Annotated in this window: 18 protein-coding genes and 1 tRNA gene; 11 read left to right on the forward strand and 8 right to left on the reverse strand. The window is 61.7% G+C overall.

The genetic code is table 11. From position 1 onward, the window contains the following. The first annotated feature begins 30 nt into the window (after positions 1 to 30). Positions 31 to 672 carry a hypothetical protein gene (locus tag ACFVYC_RS03165; RefSeq protein ID WP_387546434.1) on the forward strand — a complete coding sequence of 214 codons (642 nt, stop codon included), beginning with the start codon at positions 31 to 33 and terminating at the stop codon, positions 670 to 672. A 62-nt stretch (positions 673 to 734) separates the two neighbouring features. Here ACFVYC_RS03165 and ACFVYC_RS03170 read toward each other — a convergent pair. Then, positions 735 to 807 (reverse strand) — tRNA-Arg (locus ACFVYC_RS03170). A gap of 211 nt (positions 808 to 1,018) precedes the next feature. Here ACFVYC_RS03170 and ACFVYC_RS03175 point away from each other — a divergent pair. The 3 genes from ACFVYC_RS03175 (at position 1,019) to ettA (ending at position 4,025) form a co-directional block, all read left to right on the forward strand. Further along, complete coding sequence (locus tag ACFVYC_RS03175) at positions 1,019 to 1,579, forward strand: single-stranded DNA-binding protein (RefSeq protein ID WP_387546436.1); 561 nt, start codon at positions 1,019 to 1,021, stop codon at positions 1,577 to 1,579. A gap of 120 nt (positions 1,580 to 1,699) precedes the next feature. After that, positions 1,700 to 2,290 carry a DUF6993 domain-containing protein gene (locus ACFVYC_RS03180; protein WP_387546439.1) on the forward strand — a complete coding sequence of 197 codons (591 nt, stop codon included), beginning with the start codon at positions 1,700 to 1,702 and terminating at the stop codon, positions 2,288 to 2,290. 52 nt (positions 2,291 to 2,342) lie between these two features. Continuing rightward, complete coding sequence (gene ettA / locus ACFVYC_RS03185) at positions 2,343 to 4,025, forward strand: energy-dependent translational throttle protein EttA (RefSeq protein WP_387546442.1); 1,683 nt, start codon at positions 2,343 to 2,345, stop codon at positions 4,023 to 4,025. A gap of 116 nt (positions 4,026 to 4,141) precedes the next feature. Here the strand turns inward: ettA and ACFVYC_RS03190 are convergent, their stop codons facing one another. Further along, positions 4,142 to 5,122, reverse strand: a complete 981-nt coding sequence (locus tag ACFVYC_RS03190; protein ID WP_387546445.1) for an acyl-CoA thioesterase — start codon at positions 5,120 to 5,122, stop codon at positions 4,142 to 4,144. A gap of 63 nt (positions 5,123 to 5,185) precedes the next feature. Between ACFVYC_RS03190 and ACFVYC_RS03195 the strand changes: the two genes are divergently transcribed. Next, positions 5,186 to 5,845 carry a hypothetical protein gene (locus ACFVYC_RS03195; protein ID WP_387546448.1) on the forward strand — a complete coding sequence of 220 codons (660 nt, stop codon included), beginning with the start codon at positions 5,186 to 5,188 and terminating at the stop codon, positions 5,843 to 5,845. Positions 5,846 to 5,903: 58 nt separating this feature from the next. Here ACFVYC_RS03195 and ACFVYC_RS03200 read toward each other — a convergent pair whose 3' ends face one another. Beyond that, positions 5,904 to 6,434 carry a recombinase family protein gene (locus tag ACFVYC_RS03200; protein ID WP_387546451.1) on the reverse strand — a complete coding sequence of 177 codons (531 nt, stop codon included), beginning with the start codon at positions 6,432 to 6,434 and terminating at the stop codon, positions 5,904 to 5,906. A gap of 295 nt (positions 6,435 to 6,729) precedes the next feature. Here ACFVYC_RS03200 and ACFVYC_RS03205 point away from each other — a divergent pair, with 295 nt between their 5' ends. Together ACFVYC_RS03205 and ACFVYC_RS03210 are read left to right on the forward strand one after the other, a co-directional pair. Next, positions 6,730 to 7,641: a hypothetical protein gene (locus tag ACFVYC_RS03205; protein WP_387546454.1), complete on the forward strand. Its 912-nt coding sequence runs from the start codon at positions 6,730 to 6,732 to the stop codon at positions 7,639 to 7,641. Between the two features lie 362 nt (positions 7,642 to 8,003). After that, positions 8,004 to 8,198 (forward strand): hypothetical protein, encoded by a 195-nt coding sequence (locus ACFVYC_RS03210; RefSeq protein ID WP_387546457.1) that lies wholly within the window; start codon positions 8,004 to 8,006, stop codon positions 8,196 to 8,198. A gap of 99 nt (positions 8,199 to 8,297) precedes the next feature. Here the strand turns inward: ACFVYC_RS03210 and ACFVYC_RS03215 are convergent, their stop codons facing one another. From ACFVYC_RS03215 to ACFVYC_RS03225, 3 genes are all read right to left on the reverse strand, one after another. Continuing rightward, positions 8,298 to 8,957, reverse strand: a complete 660-nt coding sequence (locus tag ACFVYC_RS03215; RefSeq protein ID WP_387546460.1) for a uridine kinase — start codon at positions 8,955 to 8,957, stop codon at positions 8,298 to 8,300. 63 nt (positions 8,958 to 9,020) lie between these two features. Continuing rightward, a complete protein-coding gene (locus ACFVYC_RS03220) occupies positions 9,021 to 10,073 on the reverse strand; it encodes a S66 peptidase family protein (RefSeq protein WP_387546463.1) in 1,053 nt (350 codons plus the stop codon). A 196-nt stretch (positions 10,074 to 10,269) separates the two neighbouring features. Further along, positions 10,270 to 10,662: a DUF6966 domain-containing protein gene (locus tag ACFVYC_RS03225; RefSeq protein ID WP_387546466.1), complete on the reverse strand. Its 393-nt coding sequence runs from the start codon at positions 10,660 to 10,662 to the stop codon at positions 10,270 to 10,272. 116 nt (positions 10,663 to 10,778) lie between these two features. Between ACFVYC_RS03225 and ACFVYC_RS03230 the strand changes: the two genes are divergently transcribed. Beyond that, positions 10,779 to 11,288 carry a hypothetical protein gene (locus ACFVYC_RS03230; protein ID WP_387546469.1) on the forward strand — a complete coding sequence of 170 codons (510 nt, stop codon included), beginning with the start codon at positions 10,779 to 10,781 and terminating at the stop codon, positions 11,286 to 11,288. 159 nt (positions 11,289 to 11,447) lie between these two features. After that, the gene (locus ACFVYC_RS03235; RefSeq protein ID WP_387546471.1) at positions 11,448 to 12,095 is read left to right on the forward strand and encodes a hypothetical protein; all 648 of its coding nucleotides are present in this window, start codon (positions 11,448 to 11,450) and stop codon (positions 12,093 to 12,095) included. Between the two features lie 39 nt (positions 12,096 to 12,134). Here ACFVYC_RS03235 and ACFVYC_RS03240 read toward each other — a convergent pair whose 3' ends face one another. Next, a complete protein-coding gene (locus tag ACFVYC_RS03240) occupies positions 12,135 to 12,371 on the reverse strand; it encodes a hypothetical protein (RefSeq protein WP_387546474.1) in 237 nt (78 codons plus the stop codon). Between the two features lie 149 nt (positions 12,372 to 12,520). Here ACFVYC_RS03240 and ACFVYC_RS03245 point away from each other — a divergent pair, with 149 nt between their 5' ends. Continuing rightward, complete coding sequence (locus ACFVYC_RS03245; protein WP_387546477.1) at positions 12,521 to 12,985, forward strand: hypothetical protein; 465 nt, start codon at positions 12,521 to 12,523, stop codon at positions 12,983 to 12,985. Between the two features lie 396 nt (positions 12,986 to 13,381). On the opposite strand, the gene ACFVYC_RS03250 is transcribed toward ACFVYC_RS03245, so the two are convergent. Further along, a complete protein-coding gene (locus tag ACFVYC_RS03250; RefSeq protein ID WP_387546479.1) occupies positions 13,382 to 14,377 on the reverse strand; it encodes a PIN domain-containing protein in 996 nt (331 codons plus the stop codon). 77 nt (positions 14,378 to 14,454) lie between these two features. Here ACFVYC_RS03250 and ACFVYC_RS03255 point away from each other — a divergent pair, with 77 nt between their 5' ends. Then, positions 14,455 to 15,249, forward strand: coding sequence for an alpha/beta fold hydrolase (locus ACFVYC_RS03255; protein WP_387546482.1), 795 nt, complete (start codon positions 14,455 to 14,457; stop codon positions 15,247 to 15,249). Positions 15,250 to 15,281 lie beyond the last annotated feature (32 nt).

The following is a 15,281-nucleotide window of genomic DNA, read 5'->3' on the forward strand; positions in this document are numbered from 1 at the left end:
CGGCAACCCCCATCCACGCCAGGAGGAAAAATGACCTCGCCACTAGCCAAAGCCGCCGGCCCTATCGCACTGGTGTCGGGCCTTGTCTTCGCCGCCGTGGACACGGCCCGCCTGCTCGCGGCCGACCGCAGCCTCGACCGGATCGGAATGATGAGGCAGGCGCCTTTCATTGCTGCGAACGCCCTGTACTGGGTGGTGTTCATCGGGCTTGTCCTGGCACTGGTGTCCGTCTACTTCAGGCTCGACGGCCGGGCCGGAGGGCTGGGCGCAGTGGGGTTCTGCTTTGCGCTTGTGGGCACCCTGGACATGGCAGGCAATATGTGGTTTGACGGCTTCGCGGGCCCCTGGATCGCCGACGCCGCCCCTGGCGCCATCCTCGCCGGCGGGTCCGGCATGCTGGCGGTCGGCGGGCTTTCCAGTTATGTGCTTTTCGCCCTCGGCTGGATGGTCTTTGGCATCGCCGGCTGGCGGTCACGCATGTTCCCCGCATGGATCGGTGTGCTGTTCGTGGTGGCAGGCGTCCTTGGGTACAACGCCGGGCTGCCCCCTTACGGGATACCGATTGGCGTGGTGATGGCGGTATTGGGCTGGTGGGTCATCCGCACCGGAGCCCCGGCCGTGCACCCGGCCCCACGCGGGTCCGGACAACCAGCAGGGCCGGCGGCGACGTAGCCCAAAAGCACGGCAAGCGGCTTCGGCCTGCTGTTTATGCAGGTCGAAGCCGCTTGTCCATGTGCCCCAGGAGGGAATCGAACCCCCGACCGGCGGATTAGAAGGCCGCTGCTCTATCCCCTGAGCTACTGGGGCAGTGGTGTCGGAGCTGAATTCCGGCGCCTCAAAAAGTTTACATTGCCTGCAGTGCAGGCGCCTTCAACGACGTGCGGAGGGATCTTTTCCTCCACAGGGCCGTCCAGTCGCTGGTTGTGCACATAGCGCAAGTGCTGCCTCCCCAGCGGCCTCCCGGCGGCGCGATGCTGGTCTTGCCTGCTAGGGCACCACTAGAAGACAGGACGTAGAGATGAGCGACACGATAACCATCCGGGGCTTCGTTGCCACCGAGATCAAGAGCTCCACCACAACAGGGGGAGTGGCCACCGCTTCCTTCCGCATCGGATCCAATTCCCGCCGACGTGACAAGGACGGCCAGTGGGTGGATGGCCATACGAATTGGTTCTCGGTCCAGGGCTACCGGCACCTGGCGGGAAGCATGGGCTGCAGCATCAGGAAAGGCCAGCCCGTCATCGTGGTTGGAAAGCTGAAAATCCGCAGTTGGGAAAAGGACGGCAGGGTTTACTACTCACACACCATCGATGCCGACGCCGTGGGTCATGACCTCACATGGGGCACCGCCAACTTCACCCGATCCTCCACCAAACCACTCCTCTCGCTCGTGGAGCAGGAACCGGGCTTAGACGCAGATCCCCGTGCGGGCGCGGATGGACCCTTCGACGATCCGGAGGATAGCGACGAAGACCTGGCTGACGGCGGCGATCCCGCCGCAGCGTACATCGAGGACAGCAACGGCGACCTGGTCTCCCTGGACCTGGAAACGGGGGAACTCGCCGAATCCGGAGTCTAGGAATTTCCCCTGTCAACGTTCTCCCTGGTTTCCTGGGCGGGCAGGACCGCTGCACCCCCCGGCCGCGCCCTGCCCGCCCAGGTGGTGAACCGCTGCCGGACCACATGGCAGAATGACACCATGCGGACCACCCCTGACCACCGGCAGAACCTTATGGCCGGCGCATCATCGGCTGCTCCCTCAGCGTTTGGCCAGGCCGCACGCCGCCTGGTACCGGCAGTGACTGGAACTGCCCTGGCACTCGCCCTGTCAGGATGCGTGGGCGGGGTGCCGTCGGGTGTCCAGCCGGGGACGGCCGAGCCAACAACGGCGGCCTCATCCGCAGCCGGCACCGGGACCAATCCGGTCACGGCGGAAACACCTCCGGCAGGACCGCCTGCCGCTCCAACCGCAGGGCAATCGGCAGCAAGTCCGGAGTCCGCCGCCACCGAAGCGGTCCGGAAGACCGTAACGGACGCCCTGGGAAGGCTGGCGGCAGGATCACCGAAGCCCGCCACGGCGCAGGTGACGGAGGCCCTGACCGGAGCGGGCATCCCAGTGGCAGCCTTGCAGGTTTCGCAGAGCCGGACCCCCACAGGGCTCGAAGCCGATGCCATCGAAGCCTCAGTGCTTGAAGGCGGCGACTGTGTCATCGGCCAGGTCCGCGACGGTGCCGTAACAGTGGCCGTCCTTCCGGTACTGGCCAGCGGCAAGTGCTTTGTAGGCTCCTGATCCGGGTGCCCCGAATGTGAGATATGCCGGCCAACCCACTAGATTTGGAACCATGGCGGAATTTATCTACACAATGACCAAGGCCCGCAAAGCCGTTGGCGAAAAACTCATTCTTGACGACGTAAGCATGTCCTTCTTTCCTGGCGCCAAGATCGGTGTTGTGGGCCCGAACGGTGCCGGTAAGTCCACCATCCTGAAGATCATGGCCGGGCTGGACATCCCCTCCAACGGTGAGGCCCGGCTCAGCCCCGGCTACACCGTGGGCATCCTCCTGCAGGAACCACCCCTTAACGAAGAAAAAACCGTCCTGGGCAACGTCCAGGAAGGCGTGGGCGAGATCTACGGCAAGATCCAGCGCTTCAACGAAATCTCCGAGGAAATGGCCAGCCCCGATGCTGACTACGACACCCTCCTCGAGGAAATGGGACACCTGCAGGAAGCCATTGACGCTGCAGACGCGTGGGACCTGGACTCCCAGCTGGAGCAGGCCATGGATGCGCTGCGCTGCCCGCCGGCGGACGCCGACGTCACCAACCTCTCAGGCGGTGAGCGCCGCCGTGTTGCCCTGTGCAAGCTGCTCCTGCAGAAGCCGGACCTGCTGCTCCTGGACGAGCCCACCAACCACCTGGACGCCGAGAGCGTGCTGTGGCTCGAGCAGCACCTCTCCAGCTACGCCGGCGCAGTCCTGGCCGTCACACACGACCGCTACTTCCTGGACCACGTGGCCGAATGGATCGCCGAGGTGGACCGCGGCCACCTGTACCCGTACGAGGGCAACTACTCCACCTACCTGGAGAAGAAACGGGCGCGCCTGGAAATCCAGGGCAAGAAAGACGCCAAGCAGGCCAAGCGCCTTACCGAAGAGCTGGAGTGGGTGCGCTCCAACGCCAAGGGCCGCCAGACCAAGTCGAAGGCCCGCCTCGCCCGCTATGAGGAGATGGCCGCAGAGGCAGACCGGACCCGCAAGCTGGACTTCGAGGAAATCCAGATCCCGCCGGGACCCCGCCTCGGTGGCCTGGTGCTGGAGGCCAAGAACCTGCAGAAGGGCTTCGAGGACCGGACACTGATCGACGGACTGTCCTTCAGCCTGCCCCGCAACGGCATCGTGGGTGTTATCGGCCCCAACGGCGTGGGCAAAACCACGCTGTTCAAGACCATCGTGGGACTGGAGCCGCTCGACGGCGGCGACCTGAAGATCGGCGACTCCGTCAAGATCTCCTACGCTGACCAGAGCCGCGGCGGCATCGACCCCAACAAAACGCTGTGGGAGGTTGTCTCGGACGGCCTGGACTTCATCCAGGTGGGCCACGTGGAAATGCCGTCCCGGGCGTACGTTGCCGCCTTCGGGTTTAAGGGCCCGGACCAGCAGAAGAAGGCAGGTGTGCTCTCCGGCGGTGAGCGCAACCGCCTGAACCTGGCGTTGACCCTCAAACAGGGTGGCAACCTGCTGCTCCTCGATGAGCCCACTAACGACCTCGACGTCGAAACCCTGAGCAGCCTGGAAAACGCTCTGCTGGAATTCCCCGGCTGCGCCGTGGTGGTCTCGCACGACCGCTGGTTCCTTGACCGGGTGGCCACCCACATCCTGGCCTACGAAGGTGACGAGGAAAACCCGTCCAAGTGGTACTGGTTTGAGGGCAACTTCGAATCATACGAGGAGAACAAGGTGGAGCGGCTCGGCCCGGATGCGGCCAAACCGCACCGCGTCACGCACCGCCGCCTGACCCGCGACTGACACGTCCCGCGACAGGCGCAACAGCGTCAGCCGCCACAGGCAGAGACAGGCCGGCACCCAGGGGTGCCGGCCTGTTGGCGTTTGTGCCAGGGCGCTGCCGGGACACGGCCGGAAGGCTAGTCCCGGCCCGCTTTGCGCAGCTGGTGCTCCATCACCTTCGACTGGAAAGCACCCACTACCTTGTTCTTCAGGTCGGTGGGCACGCGGACCATGCCTTCCTGCGCCACGGAGGCAACGTGCTGGCCTGCCTGGTTGAAGATCTTGCCTGTCGCCAGCCCGCGGGCACCCTGGGCGCTCGGCGATTCCTGGACGTACAGCAGCCACTCGTCCACCCGGGCGGGACGGTGCCACCACATGGCATGGTCCAGGCTGGCAACGTTCATTCCGGGAGTGATCCAGCTCAGGCCATGGCGGCGCAGGATCGATTCCAGCAGGGTGTAGTCGCTGACGTACGCCAGGGCAGCGCGGTGCAGGTTGGGATTGTCCGGCATGGGGCCGAAGGTCTTCATCCACACGGCATTGCGTGCTTCCCGTTCACCCTTCGCCGAGATGTACAGCGGCGGATCAACGTGCCGGATGTCGAAGGGCCGCTCATACGCCCAGTGCCGCGCCACCGGATGGTCGAACTTTCCCAGCAGGTCGGCGGTGCTGGGCAACGACTCGGGGTCGGGAATGCCGCTTGGCATCACGGACTCGTGCTCGAGCCCTTCGTCGTCGCCCTGGAAGGAGGCGATCATCGACAGGATGGGCACGCCTTCCTGGTAGGCATGGACCCGCCTCGCGGAGAAGGAGCGGCCGTCCCGGAGGCGCTGGACACCGAAAGTTATGGGCTTGTTTGCGTCCCCTGGGCGGAGGAAGTAGCCGTGCATGGAATGGACAAAACGGCCCGGGTCCACCGTCCTGATGGAGGCAACCAGAGACTGGGCCAGCACCTGGCCGCCGAACACACGGTGGTGGGGCTGCTGCTGCGACGGGCCCAGGAAGATGTCCTCGTCGGTCCGGGCCCCTTCCAGCTCACCCAGGTCAAGAAGGGAGATCAGAGATGAGGTGGGGTCGTCGCTGGGGAGCGCCAGGATTTCCGCGTCGGCTTCAGTCATGGTTCGACTCTAGACGGCGCCCCGGCACTGCTCAACAAAGGTGCAGCCGGTAGTGTTCTTGGTGTGTCTGATCTCCTCACCTCGTCCTTCCGTTTCGCCGATCCGCAGGATCTCGCCGACCTGAAAACCTTTGCCACGCGCGCCAAGACAATTGACGACGGCGCCATCCGGCTTCAGGCGGCGGGTTCCGTCCTCGCCGCGTACGTCTGCGTGCTGCGGCCCCGGGTGCTTGGTGAATCAACCCCCACCATCCTGGGGCTGCGCACCATGGCGCTGGCTGAGCCGTCCGGGACGGACGTCACCGTTCCGCTGGCGGCAGTGCTGGACCGGCTCGCGCGGGCGGGGGAGGACGACGTCGAGCTGCCGGTGCCGCCGTCCACCGTCACCGAGTCCTGGACAGGCGTCGGCGCCCCCAGGAGCGGATGGGAACTGCTGGGTCCGCGAAGCGATGCAGCACTGCGGCAGGCTGCGGAGGCCGGCATCGCCGAAGTGGCCGGAATCGTGCCGGACAAGCCCGGCGCGCTGATCGTCAACAACGCCCGGGCTGCCGTCTGGGGCCGGGAGCTTGATGGATCCGGGCTTCCGGCGGGAGCCGCCTTCGCTGCCCTGGCCCTTGGTTTCCTTGCGGACGGCGAGCAGAAGCTTTACCGTGCCGGCCGCTGGTTCCGGCTCTCCGGTCCGCGCGGACACGTCCTTGCGCGGACCGGCAGCGGACTTCTCTAACAACAAGCCGGCGTCCTTACGGTGTGAATCGCAACGCTAAGGGGCCTTCTTTGCAGAGCTAAGTGGCCTTCCCAGCAGTCGGCACAGCGCAGGTCATCAGGTAGTGCGCCTTTGGAGCTCGCGGTACCCGTTGTCCGGGACACCCGGAACAGCTCGGCCAATTCGGCCTGGGTATGCTCGCCGCATCGTGCAGGGTCAGGAGATGCTTCCGCTGCGTCTGGGACAACTTGGGCTGCTTGCCTTTCAGCCGCCCCTTCGCTTTTGCAGCCGCCATGCCCTCGCGAGTGCCCATCCGGATCAGATCTTCCTCAAACTCGGCCACCATGCCCGAGACGTTGAACAGCAGCCGGTCTACGGGGTCAGTCGGGTCGTGGGTGCTGCCGCCGAGACGGAGCACCACCCCTTTTGCTGTCAGTTCGTCGGCAATGTTCTTGGCAACAGAAAAGTGAGCGGGCCAACCGGCCGAGCTCAGTGACCACGAGCGGGTCGCAAGCTCGGCACGCCGCCATCGCTTCACGGAGCCCGGGGCGACCCGGTTCGCTCCAGTAAGTCCGTGATCGATGAAGATCTGGGCTTCCTCTACACCCAAGGCAAGGAGGGCATTACGTTGCGCGGTAAGGTCCTGGTCGTTAGTCGAGACCCGGCATAACCGATCTTCATTCCAGTCGTGAGGACCATGGTTGCAGTAATCCCCCCATCACCGTGCATTTGATCGTGCGGGTCTTACGTACATGGCATGAGCCAGCAGATGCGCGGAACGTGGCGGCGCATCTCGTGGGCACGGTGATCGACCGGCTTACGGGCGTCGGGCACCCCTTTCTTGCTGCAGTTCGTGCGAACGCATATACGCGAGTGTTGTCTGTAGGGTCTGTCATGCTTGACCCGTGACTCAGGACGCTCCCGCAGAAGATGACCAAGCGCCATTAGTCGAGCCCATCCGTCTCATCGGCGGCATCAACTTCACTACTTGGGCCGACCTCAAGTGGAGTCGGGGGAACTTGCACGTTGCCCTGCTTCAGGCCAAGTTCGTTGAGTGGCAGGCAAGCGCCCCGGTTTCGCTAGACGCAGTCTTACGTGAGGACCGCTTGGGGATCGACCTCGTTGCCCGAGCACCCAAAGGAATCCCAAAGCACGATTGGGCGCTCGACGTCGGTGACGCCCTGCACAACCTTCGAAGCGCCTTCGATGCTGTTGCGTGGGGTATGGCGCACTTCAACGATACCGAGCCCACGCGCCCCAAGTCTGTGTACTTTCCCATTTGCATCAACGAGAAGCAGTGGAAAAGGGCCCTGAACGACTGGGTGGGCGAGATAAATCCTGAGTTCCAGGAGCGGCTCCGGATTCTGCAACCGTTCACGTACATGCAAACAAGAGGGGTGTCGTTCCTCTCGATGCTTCACGAACTCGACATCCAGGACAAGCACCGCGACATCCTGACTGTCTCGGCTGACATTCACGAGATTAACCTCGGAGGCTCCTTCGAGTATGAGGATCACGATAACCAGGCCGTCCCCCGCATTGAAATGTTCTCCGACGTCAGATTCAGCGATGGCGTGGTGCTCGGGACAATTCACGCGGGAGCTCCGATCCGAACGATCGGCCACATGATCCTCCGCCCAGCCATGAAGGTGCAGCTCACGTACCGGGATACCGTGTTTGACGTTATGCCAATCCTGGAGCAATTCGTGACTGAGTCTCGGCGTTGTCTCGACATCTTGCTGTCCGGGCTGGGGGGACGCGACGAGCCGGAAGAAGCGGAGTGGTCCCCTATGGGGGTGGGACTACCTCCGGTTTAGCAGGGTACCTTCCGCGCATCGGTCCATGCACGCTCGTGCCAGCGCTTCTGTTCACTCAATACGTCGCTCTTTGCCCGACCTGGCGAGGAGCTCGCCCGTTAGGAGATCCTCTACCGGGGTGCAATACGCGACAAATTGCGCCTGTCAAAAAAGCCGCCATTTACTGCCGAAAGTCACAACTTCGATGAGCGATCGTCCGCGGGATTCTCAATTCGACGTTTTCTCAGAATCCACAGTTATTCAGGCACTTGTTACCGCTTGATGCAGTTTTCAATGAGGTTCCCATACGATTGCTCGCTGGCTGCAGAGGGAAGGACAATGACGGGGTAGGACTGACGAGACCAGCGCTGAAGGAGGGTTCGATGGATTTCTTCTTCCCGTCGTTTCTGCCTTGGGCTTTCCTAACCGCCTTCGGCGTCGCATACGTCCTACTCCGCGAGGACGCCGACAGAATTGACAGGCTTGCCTTGTCTGGGGCGCTCGGCGCCGCCATGGCCGTCGTCGTCGTAGCGTCACTGATCTTCTGGATGCTGGGTGTCCCCCCTTTCTCCACATAGTTCTGCTTGCGTGCGGGAGTCGCAGGGCAGTGCCCGCGCCTCGTCAGCGTTCCACCCAGCCCGGCTCAGGCTTACGAATGATGAGCGCAGAGCCATCCCTCAGCGGGCACTTGAAACCATGTCGGGGCTGATGACTCTCGGTGACGTGAAAACCGAGTTATTCACCACGAACGTCGCGCGTTCCCATGGGCGTGCCGCGTCGAAGTAGAGGCGTTGTCCTCCGACGTATCGGCGCATTATTGGGAGCTCGGGATCCGGGTTGCTGCCATTCCGAACTGCCATACGTGCCGCGGTTTCGGTGAAAGGAACGTCCAGGAATACGGAAGCGTTCCAGTAGGAGGCCAATTCATCGCGGTGCAGAAACATGCCTTCCACAAAGATGAGTGCATCTGATGGGGCGAGCAGGGCATCCACTTGCAAAGGTCGATCGGTCACTGAATTGTAGGAGGCCGGTGAGTACCAGCCGGTCCCTCTTGGCCCGAGCGGTCTGAGTAGCTGATCTTGCAAGGCGGCGTAGTTGTAGGTGTCTTTCCAGAACCCTTCCGGTGAGGCACGTCCCTTGGCATGCCGTACGACCGAGGGATTCAGAAAGTCGTCGGCGTGGATGACGGCCACAGGGCGATTCCGGATCCCGGATACCAGTTTTGCGGCGAAGGTTGTCTTGCCACTGCCGTCCACACCGTCGATTGCGACGAGCCGGCGCCCTGGTCCTATGACGTCGAGAATGTTGCTTGCCAGCGATCGCATGAACTTCTTCATATCGTCATCTTCACAGAAGTACACCTGCGCCGGCGCCCGTAAGCCGGTCCTTTACCGGACGCTTCAGCTGTAGTTAGCGGTAATTGTTTTTTTGCTTCCGTCTAGACGGATGAGTCCGCCGTGGGGAAGGACCCATTGGGGTCGGGTGTGGCCAAAGGGAACTCCGACGCAGATGACCGCGTCGGGGTTGTACGCGCTGACCTGTCCGATGATCACTTCGCGCTGTTCTGCCCTTAGTCGGGCTCGTTCATCCACTGCCGGAACAGGTTCCCCTAGTCGGCTGACTGGTGGGCGGGCAACCAGCACGCCGGCGGCGGCTTCAAGGATTCCCCTCTCGCCCAGGGCTCGCACCCATCTCTTCACTTCGTCTGCGGCAGGCAGCTCCTCGCTAGTTTCGAAGAGCAGGATCGCCCCTTCGAGGTCGCCAACACATGGCATCCGGTCAGCCATCGCGATCTGGTCAATCACCTCTAGGCAACCGCCCCACGACCGTCCTTCCACGACCGTCTTTGGACCGGACCAGACCCATGGTTCTGTCGCCTCGCGGACACCGAACCGGGTCAGAGCGCGTGGGTCTGTCCAAGGGATGCCATAGTCTTCCGACTCTCCCGGATCGGTCAGCTCAATGGTTCCGCCTTCGATTAGTGCGGCGCGAAGCGAGACCAGGTGCACGTCATCCACACGCGGACCTGCTCCCAGGTGCACCTGCGTCGAACCGCCGTAGTAACTGGGGATCCGGAGGCCCCACAAAAAGTTGTGCAGGTTCGTGTTGTCGCTGTAGCCCAGGAACGGCTTCGGGTTGTCGGCGATGACATCGGCGTCGAGGTGCTTGACGATGGTGATCTGGTCGTCGCCACCGATCGTCGCAACTACGGCCCGTACCGTGCGGTCGGCGAACGCGGCGGTGACGTCAGCAGCCCGAGCTTGGGCGCTTGCGCCGAGCTGCCGTGTAGTTGGGTACTCGACTGGTATCAACCCGGTGGTTTCCGTCAATCGCTTCATAGCCTGCTCGTGAACAGCTTCCGAGACGGCTGGTGCCGCAAATGCTGGAGAGAGGATCGCAACCCGATCGCCAACGCGGGCCTTCGCGGGCGGATTCAGTTTCTGTGACGTCATCAGATCATTAGAGCAGTTAGTCATCCAATCTCGTGGGCCTCCACGCCGGTTCGCGCCGCCGCTAGAGCGACGGGAAGGATCTACTCCAGCACTGCGGCCCTCTCTATCGACAGCCGGGCCAAGCAAAACCGAGACTTCCTCCAACACGGATGTGGATTTGATCGGTTCGTGGCGGAATTCGAGCGATCGCCCAGAGTCACACCATCACCCGTAAGCCGGCGAGACAAGTGAAGCCCTGGTGCCCGTTAGCCCATAGGCCTCCGCAGGCCAGAATTTGTTGGTCAGGAGTTGCGCAGGAACCAGGACCGGCCGCGCCGAAGGCAGCATACAGACGGTCAACGGCGTGTCCTGCAGCTGCATAACCTACGTCTCTGAATGAGCCCATCCCGCCGCGATAAAGGGTGAGGCCTTGGGCTGATGCTTCGCGCAGGCCACGCCGATCAGAGACGCCGGCGAACAACCCGTCGAGCCAGTCAGCGGTATGGGCTCGCTGCTCATCCTGACCCAACCGAGCGGCTGTGCGGACTTCGGCAATCGCGGAAACGATTTCAGTCCGAACGGCTTCGACGGTGCGCGGCTTAGTGCTCATAGGGCAATCCTAGAGACGACACTCTTGGACGAGCGTTAACGCATCACCTTACGACCATCTGCGCAGATACCTCTCGGGTAATGTGCGTATGAACGAAAATCATTGGGGGAATAATAATGAAGCTTCTTCGATCGACGCTGCTCGTGAGCTTGCTAGTTTCAGGCCTGGCCGGCTGCACCTACGCAGAGACCGCGCCGGACCCGGCAAGTGAGTTGAGTCAACCGTCTTCGACTCCCATCGCCACGGCCGCTGCCGTTCCCGTGACTTTGCAGGGACAGTTTCAGTCGCAAGGAGCGACTACCACTGGGACGGCCACCGTCCGTGTCACAGAGTCCAGTGCGTTCGTGCAGCTGGAAGGCTTTGCCACAGGTCCCGGAGACGGGGTCCGTCTCGTGCTGAGTCCTGGGACCGTGCGCCCCGGGCCCAGTGGTGAACTGGAGCTGTCATCGTCGACACTCATTGAGCTGGGGCCGCTGCCGCTCAGCGGATCGAGTAGTCAGCGCATCGAGATGGATCCCAGGATGTGGGAGGCGATGCCCGAGCCCGTTCGTAGCGTTGTGATCTATAACTTTGCTGAAAAGACGGCGTATGGCACGGCCAACCTCATGGAGACGCCGCATTCCTAAGGGGGCTGCGGCCAGCGTTATCGTCAGTGGTTCGTCGAGGTCTAGTTTGGCTGCCCGTCGATACCGAGTTCGTAGCCGCCAGCTGAGGAGAATGTGGCGAGTATCCGGTGAAGGATGGTTCTGCCACCCAACAACGATGCTAGGAGTGAGGCACCAGAAATGACCGTCGATGAGGAAGCCATATTGGCCATTGCACGAGATCGTCCGCGAACCTCCATCTGGCTGGGATTCGCATGGCTTCTGGTGGCGGCCTGTCTCGGGCTGATGTCTTGGACGCTGCTTCAGCTAGATTCCGCAGACATTTATTTTCTTCTCGCTCCGGACATTAACACCATGACTTTGGGAACCCTCCTTTCCCTCCTGGCGATGGTGCCAGCCATCGCTGGAATCGACTTATCGGCTCGATATGCAGTTGCCAGTACTCGACGTCGGTGGGTCGCTCGCCTCGTGAAAGCATCCGGCTGGGTAGTTGGAATCTGCGTCGGCTTAGTTTCCGCCTACTTGGCGGTAGCGATGTTTCTGCTCACCCCGGTTACTGCGTACACGCTGCAATCTCCGAATGACGGACGAAGCGTGCTGATCGTTAACAGGACAGTCCTCCTCGCGGGCGGTTTCACGATCTACGAGCCCCGAAACTGGCCCACTTATGTGAAGGTAGGGTCGCTGACTACCAATAACGCCCACGATCCGTTCCGCGATGGGGCATACCGTGCGGTGTGGACCGACCAAGGGCTGGAGCTGGAGTTTGTGTCCGATTACATGAAACCCGACAGATACGAACACGAATTCATTGAGCTACGGCTGTAGTCAAGCAGTCCCGCCGTCCCTTAGCCGGTCCTCTAGCGCTTACTTACTCCTCGGCCGTGATGGGGTGGTAACCATGCCTAGGAACCAAGGGAGGCTAATCATGAAGCCGATGAGTCCCGCCCCGAATGGAACCCACAGGAAAAGCGGGAAGTTTGTCGTCAAGTTATTCTCGTCCGCAACTATCCCGGCGTGCCAGAACGCGATTCCGCCGCTTACCAGGAGGGCAAGGCTCACCGCCAGCGCGAGCATCGAGATCGCCACCGATTTCCTGATCATGCTGGCCCCCAGGGTCCCTGTAGATACAAGCGCAAGGTCTCATGCAAGCCGTCCGGATGCTCGCTTTTGGCGTCCGTAAGCCGATGGGCTTACGGACATGCAGCTCGATTCGCTAGGTGGCGAAGACCTGGAGGTGGAATTATGCCGGTATGGAGAAATTCCAGCGGTTCCAGTCGAACTATGTCGGGCGCACGGGCGCCCCTGTCGGCGTATTCGTGGCGGTGGACCATCTTCGCCGGGTGGGGCGACTCAGCGAGGAGGAAATCATCTGCTACGCCCTTACCGATGCCTGGTTTCAGGAGAACCTGCCCAACCCGCCGTTTTATGCAGATGGGAACTCCATCGGCGCAGTTACCTGGTTCAAGGAACAGGCGGACGATATGGCGGATCGTCTTGGGCCGCTCCTAGAGACGCTTGACGCAAGGGGCGTCTTTTGGGAGTGCGAAACTTCAGCTGATCCTGGTGAGATCATTTATGAAGATCAGTGGCAGGTGGGCGTCATTCCTTCATCGCGGTTGGCGATGACACCGTTGCCCTATCCCGGGAAGCCCGGACCCAACGATTGGTTCGAGGTTCGCGAACGCTACCTGCAGGGCTACCGTACTGGGCTATAAATCGAGCGCCTGGTTGAGGATCCATCAACGTGCCACTCGTAGCGACCTTGAACAGTCCGCTACTTGAATGGAGCTACCAAATCCGGTGCCAGGAGTTCTTGTTTCCCTGATCGAATCAGGAACAAGATACCCGTTGGAAGTAGAACAGTGCCTGATCCCAGCATTACTGCATGAACAGGCGTCGACGGGCAGCCGGCGGAACTATCGTCTTCAGCGCATGTGACTCCAGGCTGAAGGAAACCCACTGCGATCAGCGCTAAAGCCATGCATAACGTAGCTACTCCTGTTACGCCCCAAACCCAGTTCTTCATCCGTCCATCAGACCATGCTTAGCGCCTCCAGGAGACGGACAATACTCAGAGTCGTCCGTTTGGGGATCGGCTTACGGACAACAGATTAGGTGTCGAGAAAGTCCCACTCGCTACCAAGCACCCATCGCAAGGCACTCATCTTCCCGTGCAGCATCCCGAGCTCGAAGTCCGTGTACGGCCCGAGCTGCCCGGGTTTGGTATAGGTAGCCTCGACTCGCGCACGGGCAGGGCCGGCGATGGCCTGATGGCTCTCAAGCTCCTCTACGTCCCATTCCCGTTTGGCGCGGTAATCGTGCTGCAAGGAACGGTGGTACCAGATACGGTCGAACATCTCCGTCTCCGCGGCGAGAATCTCGTCCAGTCGGCGTGGCTCTTCTTGGAAGTCATTCTCCTCGAAGAGCTCATCGATTTCCTCACCGAAGTGATCGCACAGGATCATATTGAGGCCGTCCACCCCGAGGGCGTACCGGCTACCAGTTCCGTCAAATGCATCCGCAAGGTCGTCATGCGGCTCCCGCCTATCGCCATTCGTCCGAGAAAAGTCGGTGTGATTGGAGGTGATAAAGGCATGCGGTTGTGTTGAGAGGTCCGCTTCCTGTGTGGCAGTCCGGTAGAGCTCGAAGATGACGGCGTCGGCCACACTGTTCTTCCCGCTGTGGAATGGCGCTGTCTTTCTCAACCCACGCTCGACGACGCGGTTCGTCTCGACCTCCGATTGCTCGACTACCTGACCAGCGACTAGGAGCTCACGGACTTCACGGAAGTTCCGGGTCGTCATCGCTCCGACGAGCGGGAGATGCCGACCGAGGTTTTCGATAACCTCCACGGCATGACCATCGTCGTCACTGCCGTAGGTCACGAGATCCTGGCGGATTTGCCTAAACCGAGCCGCGATACTGGACGTCATCGCCACCTGTACGCGGGCTTCGTTGCGATCGAATTCCTCGATGACTACAGGCGGGACCAGCAGCTTTACCTTTCCCTCGTGGATGAGTATCCGCAGAGCGACGATCCAGCGCTGCCCGTCCCGACGTTGCGCAAGGTCGAGACATGTAGAGGTGTCAATAAGGAGGTGCAGCACTAGGTCAGCCTACGGGAGCCCTCTCGTACGTCCTTGCGTCTACGGGGCAGGGAGGGGCCTACTTCTAAGATCGTCAGATGAGGAACATAGTCCGCGAGGCCAGAATGAATGATGGCACGAGCGTCTCTTACAGGGTTTTCCATGGTGCAGATCCTGCGGTGGTAATTCTTCACGGGCTTGCAGGAAGCAGCAGGGAGTTCTTCGGCACCGCACAGGCGCTAGCAGGGCGGAGGGTTGTCCTCATTGACCAGCGCGGCCATGGGTTAAGTACCCGGTTCCCCGTCGATACGTCACGCCAGGCGTTCGTCGACGACGTTCTCCACATAATCGAGGCCGAAGGCCTTGGCGTCGTTGACTTGGTGGGTCAGTCAATGGGAGCACATACGGCGATGCTCGCTGCAGCATTACGCCCGGACCTGGTACGGCGGCTCGTCCTCCTGGAGTGCAACGCCAACGGCGGAAATACTGAGGAGGCAAAGGCTGTCGGCGACTACTTCCGGTTATGGGAAGTTCCGTATGCAACCAGGAAGACAGCTCAAGCCGCTCTCGGTGATAATCCGCTGTCGCGGGCATGGGTAGCGGACCTCGAAGAACGCCAGGACGGGTTCTACCCCCGGTTCGATCCGGAGGTGATGACCAGAACCCTTTCCGCAGTCATGTCCCCACGGTGGGACGAATGGGAAAGCATCAATACGCAGACACTTGTGCTCTTCGCCGACCACGGGATGTTTAGTGACGAGCAGAAGGACCAATTCATTAGCCGCGGGCGGAACGTCTCGCGCATCGACCTCGCCGGGGCAACACACGATGCCCATCTAGATTCCTTCGACCAGTGGATCTATGCACTCAAAGGCTTCTTAGGCGCACGTTGAGGGATCGGCTTACGGGCGCTCGGGTGGCTGCT

The organism is Pseudarthrobacter sp. NPDC058329 (assembly GCF_042879835.1).
In the GTDB taxonomy this organism is placed as follows: Bacteria; Actinomycetota; Actinomycetes; order Actinomycetales; family Micrococcaceae; genus Arthrobacter.